This window comes from Desulfurococcus sp., assembly GCF_038881575.1.
GTDB lineage: Archaea > Thermoproteota > Thermoprotei_A > Sulfolobales > Desulfurococcaceae > Desulfurococcus.
On the sequence record NZ_JAVZPN010000001.1, the window covers coordinates 112,978 to 134,530 of the forward strand.

Annotated in this window: 17 protein-coding genes; 9 read left to right on the top strand and 8 right to left on the bottom strand. The window is 46.3% G+C overall.

Annotation, left to right across the window (positions count from 1 at the left end):
• The first annotated feature begins 67 nt into the window (after positions 1-67).
• The gene (locus QXV08_RS00595) at positions 68-1,087 is read left to right on the top strand and encodes a TIGR00269 family protein (RefSeq protein WP_342785699.1); all 1,020 of its coding nucleotides are present in this window, start codon (positions 68-70) and stop codon (positions 1,085-1,087) included.
• Positions 1,088-1,318: 231 nt separating this feature from the next.
• Here QXV08_RS00595 and QXV08_RS00600 read toward each other — a convergent pair whose 3' ends face one another.
• The 3 genes from QXV08_RS00600 to QXV08_RS00610 are packed head-to-tail and all read right to left on the bottom strand — an operon-like array spanning position 1,319 to position 6,849.
• A complete protein-coding gene (locus QXV08_RS00600; protein ID WP_342785701.1) occupies positions 1,319-2,536 on the bottom strand; it encodes an ABC transporter permease in 1,218 nt (405 codons plus the stop codon).
• Positions 2,526-6,110 carry a hypothetical protein gene (locus QXV08_RS00605; RefSeq protein ID WP_342785703.1) on the bottom strand — a complete coding sequence of 1,195 codons (3,585 nt, stop codon included), beginning with the start codon at positions 6,108-6,110 and terminating at the stop codon, positions 2,526-2,528. Before QXV08_RS00605 ends, QXV08_RS00600 begins: the two co-directional genes overlap by 11 nt.
• Before the next feature lie 22 nt (positions 6,111-6,132).
• On the bottom strand, positions 6,133-6,849 hold the full coding sequence (locus tag QXV08_RS00610) for an ABC transporter ATP-binding protein (protein WP_342785705.1): 717 nt from the start codon (positions 6,847-6,849) through the stop codon (positions 6,133-6,135).
• 89 nt (positions 6,850-6,938) lie between these two features.
• Here QXV08_RS00610 and QXV08_RS00615 point away from each other — a divergent pair, with 89 nt between their 5' ends.
• The 7 genes from QXV08_RS00615 (at position 6,939) to glp (ending at position 15,769) form a co-directional block, all read left to right on the top strand.
• A complete protein-coding gene (locus QXV08_RS00615) occupies positions 6,939-7,394 on the top strand; it encodes a PadR family transcriptional regulator (protein WP_342785707.1) in 456 nt (151 codons plus the stop codon).
• Positions 7,395-7,397: 3 nt separating this feature from the next.
• Positions 7,398-8,375, top strand: a complete 978-nt coding sequence (locus tag QXV08_RS00620; RefSeq protein ID WP_342785709.1) for an ATP-binding cassette domain-containing protein — start codon at positions 7,398-7,400, stop codon at positions 8,373-8,375.
• The gene (locus tag QXV08_RS00625) at positions 8,376-9,242 is read left to right on the top strand and encodes an ABC transporter permease (protein ID WP_342785711.1); all 867 of its coding nucleotides are present in this window, start codon (positions 8,376-8,378) and stop codon (positions 9,240-9,242) included.
• 100 nt (positions 9,243-9,342) lie between these two features.
• Positions 9,343-11,295 (top strand): aldehyde ferredoxin oxidoreductase N-terminal domain-containing protein, encoded by a 1,953-nt coding sequence (locus QXV08_RS00630; RefSeq protein WP_342785712.1) that lies wholly within the window; start codon positions 9,343-9,345, stop codon positions 11,293-11,295.
• 77 nt (positions 11,296-11,372) lie between these two features.
• A complete protein-coding gene (gene argS / locus QXV08_RS00635) occupies positions 11,373-13,649 on the top strand; it encodes an arginine--tRNA ligase (RefSeq protein WP_342785714.1) in 2,277 nt (758 codons plus the stop codon).
• A gap of 17 nt (positions 13,650-13,666) precedes the next feature.
• Positions 13,667-14,506 (top strand): DMT family transporter, encoded by an 840-nt coding sequence (locus QXV08_RS00640; protein ID WP_342785716.1) that lies wholly within the window; start codon positions 13,667-13,669, stop codon positions 14,504-14,506.
• Positions 14,507-14,527: 21 nt separating this feature from the next.
• Complete coding sequence (glp, locus tag QXV08_RS00645) at positions 14,528-15,769, top strand: gephyrin-like molybdotransferase Glp (RefSeq protein ID WP_342785718.1); 1,242 nt, start codon at positions 14,528-14,530, stop codon at positions 15,767-15,769.
• A gap of 1 nt (position 15,770) precedes the next feature.
• Here glp and QXV08_RS00650 read toward each other — a convergent pair whose 3' ends face one another.
• Genes QXV08_RS00650 through QXV08_RS00665 form a run of 4 tightly spaced genes read right to left on the bottom strand, consistent with a single transcriptional unit; the run spans position 15,771 to position 19,146 of the window.
• Positions 15,771-16,724 carry an ArsA family ATPase gene (locus QXV08_RS00650; RefSeq protein ID WP_342785720.1) on the bottom strand — a complete coding sequence of 318 codons (954 nt, stop codon included), beginning with the start codon at positions 16,722-16,724 and terminating at the stop codon, positions 15,771-15,773.
• Entirely contained in the window at positions 16,725-17,024 is a 300-nt protein-coding gene (locus tag QXV08_RS00655) for a hypothetical protein (RefSeq protein ID WP_342788106.1), read from the bottom strand.
• A gap of 56 nt (positions 17,025-17,080) precedes the next feature.
• Positions 17,081-18,895, bottom strand: coding sequence for a carbon starvation protein A (locus QXV08_RS00660; protein WP_342785724.1), 1,815 nt, complete (start codon positions 18,893-18,895; stop codon positions 17,081-17,083).
• Entirely contained in the window at positions 18,895-19,146 is a 252-nt protein-coding gene (locus tag QXV08_RS00665; RefSeq protein WP_342785726.1) for a hypothetical protein, read from the bottom strand. Before QXV08_RS00665 ends, QXV08_RS00660 begins: the two co-directional genes overlap by 1 nt.
• 149 nt (positions 19,147-19,295) lie before the next feature.
• Here QXV08_RS00665 and QXV08_RS00670 point away from each other — a divergent pair, with 149 nt between their 5' ends.
• Entirely contained in the window at positions 19,296-19,943 is a 648-nt protein-coding gene (locus tag QXV08_RS00670; RefSeq protein ID WP_342785728.1) for a hypothetical protein, read from the top strand.
• Here the strand turns inward: QXV08_RS00670 and QXV08_RS00675 are convergent.
• Positions 19,940-21,505 carry a lipopolysaccharide biosynthesis protein gene (locus tag QXV08_RS00675; RefSeq protein WP_342785730.1) on the bottom strand — a complete coding sequence of 522 codons (1,566 nt, stop codon included), beginning with the start codon at positions 21,503-21,505 and terminating at the stop codon, positions 19,940-19,942. The genes QXV08_RS00670 and QXV08_RS00675 overlap by 4 nt on opposite strands.
• Positions 21,506-21,553: the final 48 nt, after the last annotated feature.

Consider the following 21,553-nt stretch of genomic DNA (forward strand, 5'->3'; position numbering starts at 1 on the left):
TGGGTGCTGAATAAATATAATCAAGCCAGGGATTAATCAATATGGATCATGATTAGGGGGTTGGGGCATGGCTAACTGCAGTATATGTGGGCGTCCAGCGATATACGTGAATCCCGCTAACAATAAGGCTTACTGCAGAAACCACTTCATCGAGTACTTTGAGAAGAAGGTTAAGAAGACCATTAGGAAATACCGTATGCTGGGTAAAAACGAGCATATAATAGTGGCTGTGAGCGGTGGGAAAGACTCAATAGCCCTCCTACACATACTCCACAAGTTATCGAGGAAAATGCCCGGCTGGCGTGTCACAGCGGTACTTGTAGATGAGGGGATAAAGGGGTATAGGGAGAAGACTGTGGAGAACCTTGTTAAATATGCTGTGGAGAACAGGGTCGACTACCATATAGCGTCCTTTAAGGAGTATATTGGTGCATCACTTGATGAAATAGTTGAGAGAGGGAGGGCAAGGGGTCTCCCTTACCTCCCCTGTAGTTACTGCGGGGTTTTCCGCAGATACGTTCTCAATAAGGTTGCTAGAAGACTAGGTGGGACGGTTATAGCTACAGCCCACAACCTCGATGATGTTGTTCAAACATTCTTAATGAATATTGTCTCGAACAGTGTCGATAAAATATATAAGCTAACACCAGTGATAAGCGATGAGGAGGGAGGCTTCATTAAAAGGATAAAGCCGTTCTACACCATCCTTGAAAAGGAGTCAGCCCTCTACGCGTTGCTGAATGGATTAATAGAGCCTGAGTATGTTCAGTGCCCGTACGCTGAGTATAATATCAGGTTCACTATCAGGAAGATGATAAACGAGCTCGAGGATAAGCATCCAGGCGTAAAGTACGGGTTGCTCAACAGCCTCATATCCATCACGCAGGAAAAGCAAACCAGGGACACTGTAAACAAGAAGCAAGTATGCAAGATATGCGGAGAGCCCTCCTCACACCCAGTATGTAGAGCCTGCCTCTACAGGTACGAGCTCGGCTTAATGAATAGTGAGGAAGCAGGCAGGGTAGCCGGGTTAATCAGGGAGAACCCGGTGTTAAAGAAGTATATATATCTAAAGGAGTCTTCCTAACCAGTTGACCCAGGACCACCGTATCTAGCTATCCAGGAGCTCGTTGATATCGCTCCACCTAGTCTGATCTCCTTTCCGCCCTAAAGAGCGAGGCTTTCAGCTGTAACTTAGTTACATGGGTGTAGCCTAGTAAATATTATTGTTGTAATGTTTTCAACGGTATTTAGCTATACATTTAAACAATGATTAATCTAATGCATGAAAAACATGGAGTGGTCAATGTATATTGGATTACTCGTATCTCAATGCTACTGCAGGCGGTATCTTCATAGCGCGGTAGGCTGGGAATATTGATCCAAGTATGCCTGTTAATATGGTTAGCAATATTGTTTCAGCCATAAGCTCCATGGTTATCTTTGGTGAAGCCTGTATGCTCATGGTGAAGGTTTCCCCGCTTGATATGACTAGACCGTGGGTTGATAGGAGATGCGCCCCGATAAAACCTACTAGTGCACCTATGGCGCACCCGATAATACTCATCGTGACACCCTCCATTATTATCAGGGCAAGTACCTGGGTATCCTTGAATCCAAGGGCCTTCATAACGCCTATCTCTCTTGTACGCTCCACGACACTGGTTATCATTGTTGAAGCAGTTCCCGCTACAGCTACAGCGAATGCCGATAGGGTGGCTGCGAAGGTTATAAAGTTTACTGCCGAGACGATGCTCGAGGCTATCCTAGCTATGGCTAGGAAGGAGATTACGTCGAGGTTGCCACCGTACATGCTTCTTATCCTGTTCGATACCTCATCGACTACATTTGGTGACTCAGCGAGCAGGAGGATACCGCTCCAGTCTTTTACACCAAGCATTTTTTCGACTGTATTCATGGGTACGAAGATTGTTTGATCAGGGTTTAGGAAGGCTGCACCCCCATATTTATCTAGTACACCGGATATAACGACACTAAGCCTCTTAACCTCTACTTTACCACCTGTCTTGACCTGGTAGACCGTGATTGAGACTACATCGCCCACACTGTACTCTGACTCACCGTTATCGCCGTAAGCTATCTTATAACCCACCAATGCTCTACCGAGATCACTTTCGGAGGGAGCGCTACCCTCTTTAACCGTGAGGCTGGTTAAAGCTTTCAGTAGGAAATCCGGGTTCACCCCATAGATGAAGACGGTTTTCTTCTCGCCTCCAATATACATTTCGCCCTGTGTCGAATAGAATGGCGATGCATCGACCACTCCTTCTATGTTTTTAAGCGTATCCAAGTCATCCTGTGTAAGCTTGTAATCCCTGCTCGGTGTTACAACTATGAGGTTTTGCCCGAGTCCCATGATACTGTTGACTATGAAGTCGCCGTAGCCCGAGGTGACGCTTCCTATGGTTATCAAAGCCATGGGACCTATGGCTATCCCTATGATTGTTAAAACCGCCCTGAGCTTCTTCTCCGAGAGTGTCTTAATGCTAAGCTTTAATATATCGCTAACCAGCATTTTCACCAACCGTGATTCTGTGTCTACTTATATACCTATATAACAGGTAAAACACGGCTACAAGGAATAATGCCACAACTAATATCACGGCTAGGTAGTAGTATCCTTCAATACCGCTGGACTGTGGCATCGTCGTGGTTTGCTGACGCACCAATTGCACCGGTATATCATAGCTGAGCGTATACAATGTATTGTACTCGTCCTTGAACTCTATGATCAAGCTACAGTTATCCAGGTACCTGGATGAATACACGTCTACTCTGAAGGGTGTCTGTGATGATGGATCTATGTCTCCTATAAACACATAGCCGGATGCATCCCCGTAGAATACCTTCACGTACACGCTTCTAGCTTGTGCGAGACCAGTGTTGAGTATCACCCCGTTAATGCTGAGTTTCCCAGCGTTATCATAGTACCTTGCACCGGTATCCTTGGTTAGCTCAAGGTTTATGAATGGCCTTATAATGGCTGAGAGCGTGGTGTTAATGGATTCAACGTAGCCATATACGTCGCGGTATATCAATGAGACAGTGAACACGGCTGATGAAGGGGAGGCCGTGACTCCTCCCCCGATGCTTATAGAGACGGGGTTGTATATAAGCTCGTATCTGATTCTGACGCTCGAGTTACCGGGTATCATGTCAACGTATTTAATGGCTCCCTGCGGTATCGCGTTGTTTGATGCAGGTATTAACGCGATGTATACATTGTAAACTGGTGAATCATACTGGTTGACCACGTCTACATCTAGTATGCTGGATCCATTCGCGAAGTATATTATTGGTGAAGCCGGGTGCACAGTGAGTAATGGGGGCTGGTACTGTATCTGCATGGCTAGCGTTGAGTTCACGCTGTAAACGTATCCCCAGTGGTCAGTGAATGAAAGCGTGAAAGGCACCTCGTATAAGCCGGCTGATGCATTCAATATATTGAGCCTGGCGATGAAAATCATTAGATCCCCTCTCTGGACACTAGCCGGTTGCTGAGCCTGCGTAGCCTGTAGCATTTGAAGGATACTGGATAAGTCTGGGACTCCTTCCTGTAGAATCTGCTGGAGCTGTTGGCTCGGTATAATACTGCTAGGTGTTACAGTGGCTTCCCGTGAACCCGTCAACGCATCACTGAGTCCCTGGGGCAGGTATAGTGTTAGAACCGGGTTCGAGATGGAGGGGAATTCATTGTTTCTCACCACAATCATGTAGCTGACCCCTCTCCCGCCCTCCGTGGGTGCTCCACCGATCCATCCAGCTTTTACAACCTCCATGGTGTTCTCTAAGCTACTGATGGTGAATAATAATGGTTCCCTAATACTCCTCCTGAATCCCCCGCCAGCATACTGCACGTAGTAATTGATGTTGAGGTATCCCATATACTGACCAGGCTTACTGCACTTTACATCAATAGTGTAACTTATGCTCACAGACTGAAGACTGTTAACTGGTCCAGGTATATACGTAGTATTATTCAAGCCCTCATGAAGCATCATGCATAAGGGTGGCTCGATAGAAACCCATAGAGAGTATACAGGGTACGGCTCCAGATTGACTAATTGCACCGTGAACACAGCTCCCCTCTCACCGGGATAGACAGGATTGTTACCGGCCCACGATGAAGAGGCGACCCTCACGCCTTCCCCGGCTTTATACTCCGGTAGTAGTAGGCTGAAGCTGAGCGACTCATTAAAGTATATCCCTGTATTAAACGCGTTAACACGGTATCTAGCTGTTACATTAAAGTACTTCACACCCGGTGTAGCACCCGATAGATCCAGGTAAAATACTGCCTGGCACGTGGAGCCCGGTGGCAGAGTAGTTGCACAAGTAGTGTTCCTTGTAAGGGGTGTGACATCGCTCGGGGTAGTTATCTCCAGCTCCAGGTTTGAAACCTGGTATATCCCGGTGTTAGTTACCTCGATGGTTAAACCAGCTCTCGGGTTGCCTGGGTATATATACGTCGGTGTTCCATCGCCCCAGAAGTAATCTGTTAACTCTAATACAGGCCTCCACCCTAAGAGCTCTCCAGGATTAGAAACCCTTACCCCGATAGTGAACGCTAATTCGACATACTTTGTTGAGCCATCGTTATTCACTAAGAAGCCTCTTAGAGTCATATATGCCTCGTAGGTTCCCGGGGAGGCATCGGGAGCGATATCTATGCCTGTGAAAACTATCTCTGTGAGCGAGTACTGGTTCACAACGATATTTCTCACTACTAGTTCACCGGGTCTAAACACCATTGGAAGCCTGAGCACAGCGTCGCCATCCCTAATGCTGAAGCCCTCATTGTTCAACAATGTCACTGTGATGCCTAAGCCGGTGGCACCTGGGTACGCGGTTGAAGTAGACCATGTTGCATTAACGATCCTTACATTTAGTTCCGGAGAGGTCTCCAACGGTATCACCAGCCTCATGGAATACGATGCCGGATACCATGATTGATCCCTATTAACCATGCAGTTGAGCTCGATGTATGCTTCAACAACACCAGTGTCTTCCGCGATATTCAACCCCGTGATTCTTAATTCAAGGGTGTCCATGTATGAGAGCGCTTGTGAAACCTCTTGTATAATGGTTCTACTCCCGTTCCCTGTGAATGCACCATTTAGTTCTGCATTAAGGTATAATATCCTCACTGTGTTAGGCTCGAGGGATTGGATAATGAATCTTATACCTGTACTGTTTAAGCCGGGTAATGGGTACTGTGCTGTAAGCGAGTAATCTAGTGCCCTGATATCTAAGGGTGGAGTTGACTCCACGGTGATTTGAAAGACTAATTCTCCATCATCCCTATAAGTTACCCCGTCGCTAGTGGATAACTCGGCTGAGACATGCATACTGACAGTGTAAGAACCCGGCTGTGTATATGGTTTAACCTGTATGTTATTGAATAATATGGAGGCTGATCCACCTGGATCAACGCTCCCGGTGTAAGAGGTGTTAGCCTCGGAGGGTGTGAAGTATTCTCCAGGTAGCTCTAGTGTTAGATCCATTGATGTAATAGTTGTATTACCATTGTTAACCAGTTTAACGTAGAGGCTCACTGGGTTTGAACCCGGGTACCCGTAGGGTGTAAAGTATGCCTTCTCAACTGTTAAAACCAGCTGCGGATAAGGTGAGACTGTAACAGGTATTGCCAGGGCATAGTACTCCAGTGCTGATGAACCCTCAATATAGTATGAGATATTCAGTGTGAAATAATATTCCCCAGGTGTAGTATTCCTCGATACATCAATGGTGTACGTAAAGCGGAGTACATCGCCCGGTGAGGCCTTATGGATGTATGTGCCATTGGTGTATGCTCCACTAGTGCACTGAGACCCCCTGGTCGTGAAGCCCTCCGGTAGAACTAGACATGCGTAAGGTGAGATCGCATTGTTTGAACCGGTATACCTGAGGTCTACTGTTAAAATAGTTGCAGAGCTACCTGGGTAAACGTCTCCACCGCTCCTCGACCTATAGGAATACCCTTCCAACACCCAATCGCTTGTCTGCTGGTAGACCAGTGGGGTCTGGATTAGATAGCTCGTAAAGAGTAGAAGTATTAGTATACGGGGTATAAGCACCCTGGCCACCATAAATAATCCCCTCAGGAGTTATTCACGTGGTTCTTAAAATACATTTCTCACTCCTCGGCTCCTCGATTGATTTAATCACTCCATCCCTTAACACTACTATCTTCTTTGTGCAGTTAGCTATCTCCGGGTCGTGTGTGACAATAATTATTGTTAACCCGGCGTCGTTTAGCCTGAGGAAGGTATCCATTACAAGTCTAGCTGATGATCTATCGAGGTTGCCTGTTGGCTCATCCGCGAGGATTACCTCGGGCTCTCCAACTATGGCTCTAGCAATGGCTACTCTCTGCTGCTGGCCACCGCTTAACTGATTAGGCTTCTTGGACAGCCATGATTCATCGCCGCCGGCCATTTTAAGTGCTTCAATAACCCTTCTAACCCTGATGTTTCTCGGTATACCCCTGGGTATTAATGGAAGCTCAATATTCTCTAGCACTGTGAGCCTATTGATCAGGTTGAACTGCTGGAAGACGAAGCCTATCTTCCTATTCCTTATATCAGCTATCTCATTACTGCTTAAGCCCGTTACATCCCGGCCCTCGATTATTATCCTCCCGGATGTCGGTTTATCTAGTAGTCCAAGCATGTTCAACAGTGTTGATTTCCCTGAACCACTTGGACCCATAATCGCTGTTAAATCACCCTTGCAGACGCTGAAGGAAACCCCTTTCAACGCCCTTGTCTCAACGTCTCCGACCCTATATATTTTCCAAACATTCTCAAGCCTCATTACCTCGCTCATAAGGCACACCTTTATCCATAAATATTTCCATCATGAAGCAATATTTATAAAGATATATTAATTTAAATATTTTTCGGAGGTAGCTGTAAATGAATAGAATAAGGCATAGAGGGAAATACATTGAGCTATTAATACTGGATATGTCGCGTGGAGGCCGTATCCACGGGTATTACCTATTGAAGAAGATAAGAGAGGAGACAGGGCTACCAGTGAATCCAGGCCTAATATATCCATTACTAAAGGACATGGTTAAGAAGGGCTTGATCAAGGCGGAAGAGAGCTTCGAGAAAGGGAGACGTAAGATAGTGTTCAGGATCACTGAGAAAGGTGAAAAATACCTAGAGGAAAACAAGCAGGAGCTCGAAATAGCTAGGAAATACTTTGAGAAGCTGAAACTAGCCAAGGAGGTAGGGCTCACGAAACTGGTGGCCAGGCTAATAAGGATCTTCGAGAAAATAGATCAGCTAACCCCTGAGCAATTAGAGGTTATCAGAGGCATCACAAGGGAGCTGGAGGCTAAATTAATAGATATTGCAGGTGAGTAAGTGATGCAGGATATAGTTATCGTTGAAAACCTTGTTAAGAGGTTCAGGGATGTCATAGCAGTGAACAATATATCCTTTAAAATAGAGAAAGGTGAAATATTCGCCCTACTAGGGCCAAACGGCGCCGGTAAGACGACGACCATACATATAATATCAACGATACTGAGGCCGACTAGCGGGAGGGTCCTCGTAGCAGGCCATGACGTGCTCAGGGAGCCTGGCGAGGTTAGGAAGAAGATTGGCATAGTTTTCCAAGAACCCAGCCTCGATAACCAGTTGACAGCGTATGATAACATGTATATACATGGGAGGCTTTACGGGCTCAGTGGGGAAGAGTTAAGGGAGAAAATAATGAGGCTACTCGAATTTGTCAACCTCAAGGAGTATGCGTGGAAGAAGGTCGTATACTTCAGCGGCGGGATGAAGAGAAGGCTTGAGATAGCTAGGAGCCTTCTTCACGAGCCAGAGATACTAATATTAGATGAACCCACGATAGGATTAGATCCTCAGTCAAGGGCGAAGATATGGGATTATATAAGGGAGCTGAGGAAGCTTCATAATATGACGATCCTGTTGACGACGCACTACATGGATGAAGCCGAGGAACTTGCTCACAGGGTGGCAATAATGGATCACGGTAAGATAATAGCCCTTGACACGCCCGATGGATTAAAGAATATGCTTGGCAAAGACGCCGTGTATCTGAATGTAAATGGAGGTAGGGACTTCTGTAGCGCTATAAGTTTTGTTAAGGAGTGTAGAAAACTCGGTGAAAACAGGTATGAGCTACTGGTGGATAATGCTTCAAAACTTATACCAGAGATCATAGCTACCGCCTCATCCATGGGGCTGGAGATAACGGAGGTATCCTATAAGAGGCCCTCTCTCAACGAAGTATTCCTACATCTCACAGGAAGAGAGTTAAGGGATAGCCTTGAAGCACCGGCTCCCATGGCTTTCAGGGGTAGGAGGTGGCGTTAAATGAACGGCTTCAACGCGTTTGCCTCATTATTCTATAGGCAGGTTAAAAGGTGGGCTAGCTCCCGCTCTAGACTCATCTCAACGATAATACAGCCACTGCTCTGGCTGGTGTTCCTCGGCCTGGGCTTCGGCGGGGTATTCAATCCAGAGAACATTAATACCTCGGCCCTAGGGATCAACGCTACCGTAATGCCGGTGCCAGTAAATGTTACTGGTATTGTGTCAAAATACTTTAACACGGTTTTCGGCGGTATAGACTACGTAACGTTCATGGTTAGCGGCATGGTTGCAATGACAGCATTCATGGGTAGCTTTATAGCCGGTATAAGCGTAATATGGGATAAGCAATTCGGCTTCCTCAAGGAGACCCTGGTGGCACCAGCTCCTAGAAGCGTTGTAATAGCTGGAAGGATATTCGGCGATGCATTCGTCAACACTCTGCAGTCAGCCATCATAATAACGCTGGCACTGCTCTTCACCAATAACATAAGGATAACTGGGATACCTGTATCACTACTATACGTCTTCATAATGGCGGTGGGGTTCACTGGCCTAGGGACAGCTATATCGCTTAAATTCAGTAGTATGGAGGGATTCCAGATGATCGTCAATATAATTACAATGCCCTTGATGTTTATGAGTGGAGTCTTCTACCCGGTTAAATCCATGCCTACATGGATGCAGTATGTTGCAATGTTTAATCCATTAACATATGCTGTACATGCTTCAAGGTACTGGCTCACCGGTGCTGATGTCGGCTTCGACTACATGAACCCACTGGTGGACATAGTAGTTTTATCGATTATATCGATTGTCCTCCTAGTAGTCGCTATGAGGATCTTTGAGAGGGCTACAATCGAGGATTAATTTCATTGATTATTTAAAAACTAACAATCTCTTCTTTTCTCCCCTCTATCGAAAATATTTAAATAATAATTAACAATGAATACCAATGGTGGTGCTAATAATGAACACGCGGAGATACAGGGCGTTATTCATTGATGCATCAACTAGGAAGCACTGGATTGAGGAGTACGAGTTAAATGAAGTGTACTCGCCGATATCACTAGGACTCAAGCTTCATATGGAGAGGTATAAATCATGGAGCAAGCCTATCTATCACCCCGATAACGCATTAATTCTCGGGGCTGGTTTGTTCACTGGATCAAAGATGTATGGCGTGCATAGATTTGTAGCAGTGTTTAGAAGCCCATTAACCAAGGGGTTACATGTATCCGAGATGGGTGGTGCTGCATTCCAGTTCAAGATTAATGCTGACGCGGTAGTTATAGTGGGTAGATCAGAGACACCCCTCATAGTTAAGATCTATGATCAGGGCGACGGCGAGCCGGTTGTAGAGTTTCACGAGATACAGGAGGAGACGCTTGAACATGTCTGGAAGGGATACGGCGGCTTCAAAGGCATATACGCGCTACAGCAGTACCTTAGCGATCACTTCAAGGGTTTCTACGAGGAGTTTAACGGGAGATCCATACTGGTTGGCCCGGCTTCCAAGTATACTAATATAGGTGCTCTTGCCTCGGTAACGCTAAACAAGGGTAGGATGGATTATGGGAGCGAGGACTTCGCGGCTAGAGCTGGAGGCGGGAGTATACTGTACAGGGCACATGGGGTTGCAGCAATAATCTATGGAGGTAGGTATGATAGAAGCACCAAGGTACCTAAGGAGCTCAGTGATACAAGGGAGCTCGACAAGTTATTCATGGAGTTAACCAAGCAACCATATACTCAGGCAGTGATTAATGCCGGTGTGAAATACAGGTATGACCCGAAGCTAAACACTGGTGGCACACTCGGCGGAAACTATCCGCATCTCAAGGCAACGACACCTATGTTTAACTGGAACATGATATACCTGCCTAAGGATCTAAGAGAAAAGCTACACGAATTAATCATGAAGTATATGTGGGAGCCATTCAACAGGGAGGCCATTGAAACCAGGAGCTGGAAGACATGTGGCGAACCATGTCCGCTGGCATGCAAGAAGGTGAGGCTGGGTAAGTACAAGAGCGACTACGAGCCATATAATGGGTTAGGCCCTATTATAGGGGTACTAGACATACATGAAGCCGAGAAAGTGGTTGAATTAGCTGATGCATACGGCTTCGACGCAATAGAGCTGGGCCAGATCATAGGATTCCTGTTTGAAGCCATGGATAAGGGATTACTTAGACCAGAGGAGATAGGGCTACCCGGTAAGCCATTCTTCGACCCGGCATCATACAGTATAGAGCATGCAAGAGTTAACGCAGAGCTAGCTGTAAAGATAATTGAACAACTTGCCTTCGGGAGCAATCCCTTGCTCCGCCTCATAGGTGAGAGGGGATTAAGGTCGGCTGCCAAGATACTGGATATATTATATAGGGAGAGGACAATAGAGAGGAAGACAAGGTTCAGCGATATACCTATATACGCTGCATTCGGCGAAGAAGGCCATATAACACCTAACTACTACTGGACGCCCGGCCTAGTAGCCCCACTAGTGGTTCTAGGCAAGTACTGGACGGTCTATAGTGGCGTATTCATGGAGCCCGAGGAGTTCGCGTCGAAATCCGTTGAGAGAGCCATATACGAAGCATTAATAGCTGACATGGGGCTCTGCAGGTTCCATAGGGGTTGGGCTGAGAAAGCCATACCAGTGATACTCGAGAAATACTATGGTGTTGAAAAGCCGCTTGAAAAGACACGTGAGCTATATAAGAAGATAGCGGAATACCAGAAGCTGGCCGGGGCTCTACCAGTCTTCTGGGATTCAGGGAAGATAATAGACTTCATGGCTCTCGCGGCTGAAGAATATGGTAATGTAGAGTGGAGTGGAAAGTTCAAGGCAAATAAGGAGGCAGCTGCAAGAGAGTGGTGGGAGCGCTTCTACAGGAAGCTTGAGGAGTTAACCAGGTAAAACCATCACCTTTACCGTCTTGATTCTCATTTTTATTGGCTTAAACTATTCTTAGTTTACTTGAAAAGGGGTCTGTAATGCCCAGTGCGTCAACTAGCATACAGGAGTGCATACTACGGGGATTAGTGAGAGCTGTAAAGGATTCAACCGGGATCGAGGAGGAAGTAGTTGAAAAGTACATTATTGAAGGCAAGATAAGGATAGCCCCGACACCTGATCCAAGGATGGGTGATTATGGAGTAGCTTTACACATAGTGTTCAAAAACTATCCAAGGGATAAATGGGAGGAGATCGGGTCCCTGATAGCGAGGAAGCTTCTCGAGTACTCAGCTGAGGAATGCAGGCTTACAAGCACCGTGTATGTTAACGGCTATATCAACGTGGAAGTAGACTACTCCACTATATTCAAGTCGTTCATGGAGTCGCTGCTCTCGGGCAGATTACTCTCCGAGCTAAGGAGCATTGGCTCCGGTAAAAACATCGTTGTAGAGCATACAAGCGCTAACCCGGTTCACCCCCTGCATATTGGCAGCGGTAGAAACAGTGTAATAGGCGACACCTATGCTAGGCTTCTTAAATACCTCGGCTTCAACGTGGTGAGGCTCTTCTACGTTAATGACCTCGGGCGCCAGGTAGCAGTATTAGCTTACGGGGTCAGCAAGCTGAGGTCTCAGGGCATCGTGCCGAGGCCCGGCTTGAAAATAGATCACTGGTATGGCATAGTATATGCCTTAACAAACATATTCATAGAGGAAGACAGAGTAGCACATGAACTAGGCATACTCTCACTAGAGTTGAACAAGCTACTTGAAGAACTAGAGAACACGCTACAAGAGTTAGCCGGGGAAGCGGATTCACCGGCTCTGAAAAAGCTGCATTCAAAGATACATATACTCGCAAGTAAGACACGTCTAAAGCATGATACTGTTAAAATACTGGGAGAGCTCATCAAGGAGCTGAGACATCAGAGTGAAGGCGGGGAGAAGCTTCCAGGCATACTTAACGAATATAGTAGAAGAGTAGGTGAGCTGGCTACTAGGTACAGGGAGCTCTACAAGGAGTACATAGAGTATGTAAAGGCTAAGAGCACCCTATGCAGGGACTACCATGAAATATGCAGGGGGCTACAGCAAGGGTTCAGGGGTTACGAGGATGCTGAGCGAGAGATATCAGAGATCATGAAGAGAGCTGAAGGAGGTGATCCCGAGGTAAGGCGTCTCCTCAGAGATATATCAGGGAATGTGTTAAGGGGCTTTATTGAGACCCTGGAGAAGATCAATATTGGATTCGATGGCTTCGATTATGAGTCAAGTGATGAAGTACTCGAGTTATCGAAGAGCATTGTTGACGAAGTAGTTAAGACAGGGTATACTAGGATAGTTGATGGAGCCGTGGAAGTTGATCTCAACAAGGCTGGTGAGGAAAACGAGTATGTTAGAAGCCTCTTCCACCCTGATCAACCCGGTAGATTCATTATTAGGAGACGGGATGGGACCACTCTTTATGTTACAAGGGATATAGCCTATACATTAATCAAGTTTAAGAGGTATAATGCCGAGAGAGTATACAATGTCATAGCCGTGGAGCAAGCTAGGGCACAGAAACAGCTCAGGGCGGTACTCTACATACTCGGCTATAAGAGGGAAGCCGATAACCTGGTGCACTTCTCATATGAAATGGTCCACTTGAAAAACATGAGGATGAGCGGTAGGAGGGGCATATACTATACGATGGATGAGTTATTAATGGATATGGAGGATTCAATAGTGGGGAGGAGTATTGAGGGATCAAGTAGCTTTAAGCAGGAGGCTGAAGGCAAGTACATTGATTTAAGGGAGATAGCCAGAATGCTAGCGGTAAACAATGTGCGTGCACTGCTTCTATCAGTTGAACCAGGTAAGGTCTTATCTTTCGACCCAAGTAAAATAGGTAGTTTTGAACACGGTATAACGGTTACCTATGGATTAGTAAGAGCTCAGAGCATACTTAGGAAGCTATGGGGGCTTGAGCCGCTGGTGGAAACCAATGCAGTGAGATCCAGGAGTATTGAGATCTATACATCACTTAACACTGAAAGTATGGAGTTTAATACTGAAGAGAAGCAGCTACTTGAGATGCTTGTAGGCTATCCCCGTGTGCTAAGAGAGGCTTACGAGTACATGAGGCCAGATAAACTCCTAGAGTACGCTGTAGAGTTATCGCTGTTCTTCAATAGAATGTATGAGAAGCACAGGGTTATAGGCGAGCCCGATGCCGTTAAGAAAGCCGTCAGGGTGCTGCTAACGGTAGCGGTGTTCCTGGTACTGGCTGATCTCGCTGAGATAATGGGGTTCCATAAGCTGAAGAAACTATAACCCTGGAGCTGAAAGCTTTGACCAGTATTCGTGGAGACATCTTTTTATTCCCAGTAGTATGGGTCGCGATAAGCTCGGCAAGCATACTTGTAGTCCTCTCCAATGAACCCGGTGAGGTATGCGCGTTCTGGAGGCTATTCCTCTCCTCGCTGATCCTGCTACCGTTATGGATTCAGGCAAAGAAGCATGTGAAAATACATCATGTAGCATCGGGGATCGCTTTATCACTGCATTTCATACTATGGATGAGGAGCCTCTTCCTGATACCCGTCTACACCAGTACATTGCTTGTCGTGGTTTACCCGCTTTACTCTCTGGTGATAGATATACTTGTCTATAAGTATAGGCCAAGCCTAATCCAGCTACTTGGATTCGCTGGAGGCGTTACCTCTCTCACGCTTTTTCTCGGGGTTAACAGGCTAGCTTTAAGCCAGGGTGCTGTACTCTCCCTCTTAGCCGGGTTATCTGTAACACTGTATTTCGAGCTGGGCAGATATGCCAGGGGAGTTGTGAAGGAGTCTCTTGTGGAGTATGCTTTCCCAACATATATGTCTGCAACTGTCTTCACAGCATTGTATAATATTGTATCTGGTTCAAGGATACTGCCGAGCAGTCACTTATCCTATCTATACTTCATCCTGATGGCATTAATCCCCATGATGCTCGGGCACACCTTAATGAACTATCTTCTAAAACACTATCCCGTGTACCTTGTTACATCGGTGTCTCTTGGAGAACCGTTTGGAGCCGGGTTGCTTGCATACATGGTGCTGGGACAGGGCATCTCATTATATAACCTGGCTACCGGCTTATTAACGATCACATCCCTTATAGCTATAATACGTGGTTATAGATAGGGGATTACGGAAGTGGTGTAGTTGGATAGGAGGCTTACAACACTTATAAGTGTTGATGACGCGGTGGATCTACTTGCCAGGACTCTAAGCGGGGCAGTAAGCCTGGAACCCGAAGAGGTAAGAGTGCTTGAAGCAGTTGGCAGGATAATAGCTGAACCGGTGGAAACCGAAATAGATATACCTCCATTTAATAGGAGCGCCGTGGATGGATACGCAGTCCATGCAGGCGATACAGTTAATGCATCAGTATATAACCCGGTTGAGCTACTATTAAAAGGAGTTCTCACACCAAGCGATAAGCCTCCAAGCGAGTGCGTGGAGCCAGGTGAAGCAGTAAGAGTGCATACGGGTTCACCTATACCATGTGGAGCCGACGCGGTGGTTATGGATGAGGATGTAGAGGTTAAGGATGGTAGCATAGTAGTGTATAAGCCGGTGTCGCCTGGTCAAAACATATCAAGGAGAGGTGAGGACTTCGCCAAGGGAGACGTCATCATAGCCAGGGGTACCATATTGAACCCGGTGCATATAGGAGTTATCTCAAGCATCGGGGTAGACAGGGTAAAAGTGTATAGGAGGCTTAGAATAGGTGTTTTAACATCCGGTAACGAGGTATGCGAGCCTGGGATAGATAGGGACTGCGATACCCTCATATATAACTCGTCGGCTAGGCTTATCACGGCTCTCCTCCATCAGAGTAGGTTTATCGATGTGAAGTATTATGGTGTTTTTCCGGATGACCCGGAGATACTGTCCGATGCTGTAATGGAGGCATCCATGGAAAATGACCTAGTTGTTACGACAGGGGGCACCGGGATCAGTGAAGGCGATGCGTTAATCGATGCCATGTTAAATACAGGTAAAATAGTCTTTAGAGGAGTCAAGATGAGGCCGGGTAGGCCTACCACGCTCTCATTGATAAACAATAAGCCGGTTCTCCATTTATCAGGCTACCCTGTAGCGGCTTGGACAGGGTATGAAGCCATACTCATCCCCGCTGTCAGGAAGTGGCTTGGGTTAAAAGGATTGGAGAGGCCAGTGGTATATGCAAGGCTTTCACGTAGAATACCTAACACAGTAGGGTACAGGAGCTACATAAGGGTTATACTGAGAGACGCTGGGGGAGAATACGTGGCGGAACCCTACATGCTCAGGGGTAGCGGGGTATTATCTAGTCTGCTCAAGAGTCACGGCTACATAGTCGTACCTGAGAATGTTGAAGGGGTTGAAAAAGACTCAGCGGTACCAGTCTATCTTTTCTAATCTAACATCGGTGTTTGGCTAGGCATTTACAGCAATCATATATCGTCCTAGTTAGGGCCTCTACATCGTGGAGGCTTGAGGGAGGCTTATTAAGCAATGGAATACATGTATGGTGTACAGGTATCTCACACCATTCGCTGATGATATCGAATACTTCTGATCCAGAGGTAAGCTTATCACCCGGTATCTTATTCATGACTAATAGCCTGGGATTCACTCCATGTATTTCCCTAAGGGTCTTCATGATCTCCTTGACCTCGTAGAACGGTAGGGGTTCAGGGTTTGCTACAATTATATAGCTCGTCTTATCCGGGTTCTTCAAGCTCGTGGAGAGACCTAGATAAGTATCCCTGAGTTCAACGAGTTTATCGAGCACTGGGTCCCTTATATCTCGGCTCCTTTCCCTTATCTTCTCAACTGTATATTTTAATGAAAGTATTCTTAAACGTAGATCTATTAATTTATTAAGCCATGAGACATACAACTCTGGGAGCACTAGAACACGTAGGCTTAGCCCTGTGGGGGGCATGTCGACCACGATGTAATCGTACCCGGTTAAACCATAGATCCTTGAGAGCTCCCTGATAATAGAGTCCTCCTCCAATCCCGGAGTGTATCTAGCCACGCTTAGAACCTTCTCAGCGTTTAAGACCTTTAGCGAGGGGGCTAGATACTCTAGGTTTCCCTCAAGCTCCTCGGCAAGTCTCCTCGTGGCCTGTTCGAGATCCAGCTGGTATGCGTCAAAGACTCCTACACTATGTATCCTACCGGGTTCGGGTACTCCAAGATATTTCAGTAAGTGTTTAGCCGGATCGAAGCTGGCTAGTAGTGTTCTTCCTTTTCTAGAGAGCTCTAAGGCTAGTGCTATGGCTATGGTTGACTTGCCTACCCCGCCCTTACCAAGTGTGAAGAACACATGGGATCTCGATATCTCGCCCAGGTTCTCTGTGAGCAATCACCATTCACCTCCGAGTGATGAGAATAAGTCACCTATGACATCGTCACCCCTGTATGCCCTATCCTCTAGTAAATGTATCTCGTCACGGAGGAGTGGGAGAATATCTACTGCTAGAACTGGAGGTATAGGTATTATTCCGGCTAGCGAACCAATCAATATAAGTAGAAACACCGTGTCTAGCTCCTTGTACTCCAACTCCAGTGAGCCAACGGCGTTTTCAATCATGGCTGCCTTAACTCCCTGGATAAAGCGTCGTAATTCCTCAAGGAGCTTCACTATGATGCCTGACAGAAGCATCACCAGGGGTTTTAATGGTTAAAAAGCTTTAAAATACAGGGGCTCAGGGTTCGAAGCTATTTTCTACGCATTCCCTTGATGAAGAGTATTATTAATGCTATATCGAGTAGCAGCGATATAGCTATTATGGTGCCTAAACTATACAAGTATAATGCAGGTAGTGATGGAACAACGAAGTAAAGCCATAGTATCAGTGCCAGTGTAACTGTCAGCCAGAGGAAGCCGGCTGGTATAATAATCAACCATGCAATACCACCCCGGACCTTCTGCTCATGCCAGGCCCAGAGCGATGCTGCAAGTAGTGCTATAGCGGCTAGTAACTGGTTTGTACCAGCGAACGCAGGCCATACTATCTGGTATGCATAAATATATTTACCTGGGTTCAACGGATCCGGTATTTGAGGGTATGCTAGGGTGAAGCCTAATAGTATCGGTATAAGCGAGGCAATCCATCTATTAGCTAGCACCCTGTAGAGTAGGGCGTTCCGTGGTTTAACCCAGTCGAAGAACTCCACCCACGCGAATCTAGCAAGCCTATTAGCTGTATCAAGTGTTGTAACCACGAACGCTGTAAGTGCTGTCGCAGCAAAGACCTTGAATACATTATACGTTGCCGTGAAGTCAACTCCAAGCCTGCTCCACGCTAAGGCTTGAGTTAAACCATAAGCCGTCACGAACCTGGGTTGGGCGCCAAGTTTAAGCAGTGTAGGAGTACTTGATACATTTATACCTATCTGCTGTAGCGTCGTCGCAGAGATCCCAGTCGTCTGCATGAACGTCGTGAAATCAAATGTTATTGCTGCAGGTAAGAGTATAGCCAGGGATGAAACAGCACCTTCTGTCAGCATACCTCCATACCCAACCAGTAATCCCTCGAGCTCGCTTGCAAGCTGTTTTGAGGAAGTACCCGATGCCACCACGGCGTGGAAGCCTGAAAGAGCACCACATGCAATAGTGAGTGGCACAAATGGCCAGAACCAGGCGAAGTTCTGATTGGCAGCCGATCCAATGGCACCAACAACACTGCCTGGCGCGGCCCAGTCGATATACATGTATTTAGTGTTTAAAGGTGTCCCAGCAACCATTAATCCACCCAGTACCGCTAATCCCACGAAGACCCATAGCATGTAAGCGTTCAAGTAGTCTCTCGGTTGCAGGAGATACCACACTGGTAATGCCGCGGCCAGGAATGAGTATATTGTTAATATAATTACCCAGTCACTATAACTTACTACCAATGGATGGTACAATGCATATATGAAGCCCAACACCTCTAAGATCAGGATTATTACCGTCGCCTTCCACACATTTAACCCTGCACGATACACTAGGACGCCGAAGAATAGCGCTAAAGGCATGAATATCCATGTCATGGTGGCTGCCTCAGGGGTTCCTACATAAGTTGATGAAGCCACGCTTAGGAATGCTGCTAGAACCAAGACCAGCGCGAACCATACGTATGCTAGGAAGACGTACTTAGCTTTTCTACCCATGGTTTTCTCACTTATTGACATCACCGATAGCCCGCCGTGTCTAACACTGGCCATTAAAGACAGATAGTCGTGTACAGCACCTATGAATATATTGCCGAATAACACCCATATTAATGGAAGACCCCATCCCCACATGAGGGCTGTTGCCGGGCCTATTATCGGTCCCGCACCAGCTATGGATGCGAAGTGATGGCCGAACAACACCCATTTATTCGCTGGTGCATAATCTACTCCATCGAACTTCTCTATGGCGGGTGTTAAACGACTTCCATCAGCCCGTACAACCTTCTTCTCCAATATATTCTTACCGTAGAGGTAGTATGCAGCTGCATATATAGCGATGACGATGATCATTATCTCCAGGGCTATCATTTCCATCAGGTACCACCCTTCCCAGCTTTCTCGAGAGCACTCTTCTCAATCTTCGCCTCAACAAACTTCTTTAGTGCACCTGGTGTTTCACCAAGCCATAGCCAGGGGCCTAGCAATAGCGGGAACAATGAGTAGATCATTATAACGGCATTCATGCCTTTTATCTGGGTATACATGAATCCTGCTATGAGCCCCCAGAAGAACATTAGGATGCCGAGGATGGTTAATACCATGCCCAATACGTTCACAGGCTTCATAGTCTTTATACACCACCTACTTTCATTATATAGTTATATATGGATATTAATTTTAAATATTTCGTGATATCGTATTAAACAACCCTAGTTGATCAAAGATATAATAGCCAGTGCCTAGATTACGGTTTCTTGGTGGTGGGATGGACCTCATGGATTTATATATGCTGATAATTCTCTCCCTTCTAGCGGCACTCATGATCATCTGGTATTATTACTGGAGAAGGAGAATGATCTGGCTAACGCGCAATATAGTGATCGCCCTTGAAAACACGTTGAAACCAGTTGACAAGAACTATGTCCTGTTGGGATACCTGGTGGGCTTTAAAGCAGAGTTCAAGCTCGACTCGTCTGGTAAGAGGAAAGCATACTCAATGCTACTCCTACTACCTAGGTACAGCCTGCTATACTACCCAATTGCCAGGTTCTTCACAAGTAAAATTGATAGGCTGGATATACTGCTCAAGGACGCTGAGTTGAAGCCTAGACGGTGTCACATAGTATCTAGGAAATGGTTTAAACTACTAAGGCAGGATCATCTAAGTGTTGAGGGATTAAAAAGAGAAACCATAGAACACGAAGGCGAGGAATACCACGTGTACTATGAGGATACAAGGGATAGAGACCTCTTGGTTAACTTATTGGTGAGCAGGGGGAATAGGTATATCAGGATATCAAGCATCCCTGAGGAAAACGCGGTGTTGCTGACCATGAAGGCCGATCCAGATGCGGTCGAGAAGGCTGTAAGGGATCTAGCAAGAATGCTCCGGGATCTTAGCAGGCAGCATTTCTCAACCTAAACCCTAGCTACGCTGGCCACTTCCCTATATAGTTTTAGAAGTAATCGGAGTACAGGGCCGATCAACGGTATCCTTCTTGCCAGCAAATCCAGGAAGCCGAGCTCAACCTCTCCAATAATATTGAAGAATCCACCGCACAGCGTGAATAATACCAGGTAGAGTATAAAGCCCAGGAGAGCCTGTATTATGTAGAACTGGATCCATCCTACAATGTATTTCGAGAACACACCCGTTATCAAGGAGAGAGCCAGCAATATTGAGGCCTTGCTTATCGAGGGCTTCACCCCATGCTTGAAGTATCCGTAGTATGCTAACACCATGGAGGATAAGAGTGGGTAGAGTCCCTGGGCAAGCGCGATACCCTGGAGACCCATGATGCCTGAGAGGACTATGGAGAATACCGTGCCAGTAGCCATTAACGCTAGCCCGTAGCCTGCCAATGGCTTCTTATCATTGTAAACCCAGTATATGCTCCCATACACTGTTTGCAGGGGCCAGGCGAGGAGACTTATAGACATGTACGCGAAGAATAATGGAGCCATGGAGTAGTTTCTCCCATATACAGAATAAATTATGCTGTCCGCGAATAATACCACGTATACTGTTACAGGTATTGTGAGGGTTAGCAACACGTTTAACACAAGGTCACTGGTTTCCTTTAACCCTCCATTATTAAGCCTCTTCGCCAGAAGTGGGGTAAGGGGTGTGGCTAGTGATCCCAGTACTGATGCAATGGCTCCGAGGAAAGCGCTTGCAGCATTATAATTGCCTACCATGTAATTTCCTGTTTCACCGAGATTACTAGTCGTATATGCTATAAGGAAACTAATTATTCTCCCGACAATAGCTCCAGCTATCCCTGCTAAATATATTGAGAACGCAAGTGCGAGGAACTCGCTGACCTTGAATATTGACCCGTTACTGCTTAAACCCTTTAACTCCTTAAAGGAGATCAATAGGCTGACTACAGCCATGACTATATAGGTGGCGACATGGGCTACAATAACTCCTTTCACGGATAACCCTAGGAGTAATACTATCGAGACCAACACGAGTCTCAGTAGTGGGGCGAGTACTTGAAGCATACTTCTCACACCGGCTTTCTCCATGCCGACGTAATACGTTAGCACGGCTCCATAGATAGCTGTGGCAAGGGGGTATGGTGCCGTGGCTAGCACTAGTTCACGTAACCCACTCCTCTGTGCTAGTTGAACCCCTAGTTCCTCGGGGAATAAAGCTATCATGGTAAGTATCAACGTGTTTATCAGGGTAAGGAATAGTATTGAAACCCTGTAAGCCCTGGCAACTCCTTTAAGCTCTCTTCTAGCTCTAGCTATAGAGATGTATCTAAGCATGGATGATGTGATGCCTGGATCCGAGAATATTGTTAAAATAGTGGATGGGAGGAGGGCAAGCGTGTATACACCGTAGTTGACCGGCCCTAGGCTCCTCGAGATAATCATCATTGTTGCTACCTGGATAATTATTTGTATAACCGTGGATGTACCATACAGGATGGCCTGCGTAGCCGCATCCGTCACCTCGTCATCGAACCAATTCAATAATAGACACCCATAGACGCCTTTAACACGACGCTAACTAAATATTTC

Excerpts from the sequence above, each read along its gene's own strand:
- QXV08_RS00595 (WP_342785699.1), top strand. The coding sequence starts at position 68 with ATGGCTAACTGCAGTATATGTGGGCGTCCAGCGATATACGTGAATCCC.
- QXV08_RS00600 (WP_342785701.1), bottom strand. The coding sequence starts at position 2,536 with ATGCTGGTTAGCGATATATTAAAGCTTAGCATTAAGACACTCTCGGAG.
- QXV08_RS00605 (WP_342785703.1), bottom strand. The coding sequence starts at position 6,110 with ATGGTGGCCAGGGTGCTTATACCCCGTATACTAATACTTCTACTCTTT.
- QXV08_RS00610 (WP_342785705.1), bottom strand. The coding sequence starts at position 6,849 with ATGAGCGAGGTAATGAGGCTTGAGAATGTTTGGAAAATATATAGGGTC.
- QXV08_RS00615 (WP_342785707.1), top strand. The coding sequence starts at position 6,939 with ATGAATAGAATAAGGCATAGAGGGAAATACATTGAGCTATTAATACTG.
- QXV08_RS00620 (WP_342785709.1), top strand. The coding sequence starts at position 7,398 with ATGCAGGATATAGTTATCGTTGAAAACCTTGTTAAGAGGTTCAGGGAT.
- QXV08_RS00625 (WP_342785711.1), top strand. The coding sequence starts at position 8,376 with ATGAACGGCTTCAACGCGTTTGCCTCATTATTCTATAGGCAGGTTAAA.
- QXV08_RS00630 (WP_342785712.1), top strand. The coding sequence starts at position 9,343 with ATGAACACGCGGAGATACAGGGCGTTATTCATTGATGCATCAACTAGG.
- argS (WP_342785714.1), top strand. The coding sequence starts at position 11,373 with ATGCCCAGTGCGTCAACTAGCATACAGGAGTGCATACTACGGGGATTA.
- QXV08_RS00655 (WP_342788106.1), bottom strand. The coding sequence starts at position 17,024 with ATGCTTCTGTCAGGCATCATAGTGAAGCTCCTTGAGGAATTACGACGC.
- QXV08_RS00660 (WP_342785724.1), bottom strand. The coding sequence starts at position 18,895 with ATGGAAATGATAGCCCTGGAGATAATGATCATCGTCATCGCTATATAT.
- QXV08_RS00665 (WP_342785726.1), bottom strand. The coding sequence starts at position 19,146 with ATGAAGCCTGTGAACGTATTGGGCATGGTATTAACCATCCTCGGCATC.
- QXV08_RS00670 (WP_342785728.1), top strand. The coding sequence starts at position 19,296 with ATGGATTTATATATGCTGATAATTCTCTCCCTTCTAGCGGCACTCATG.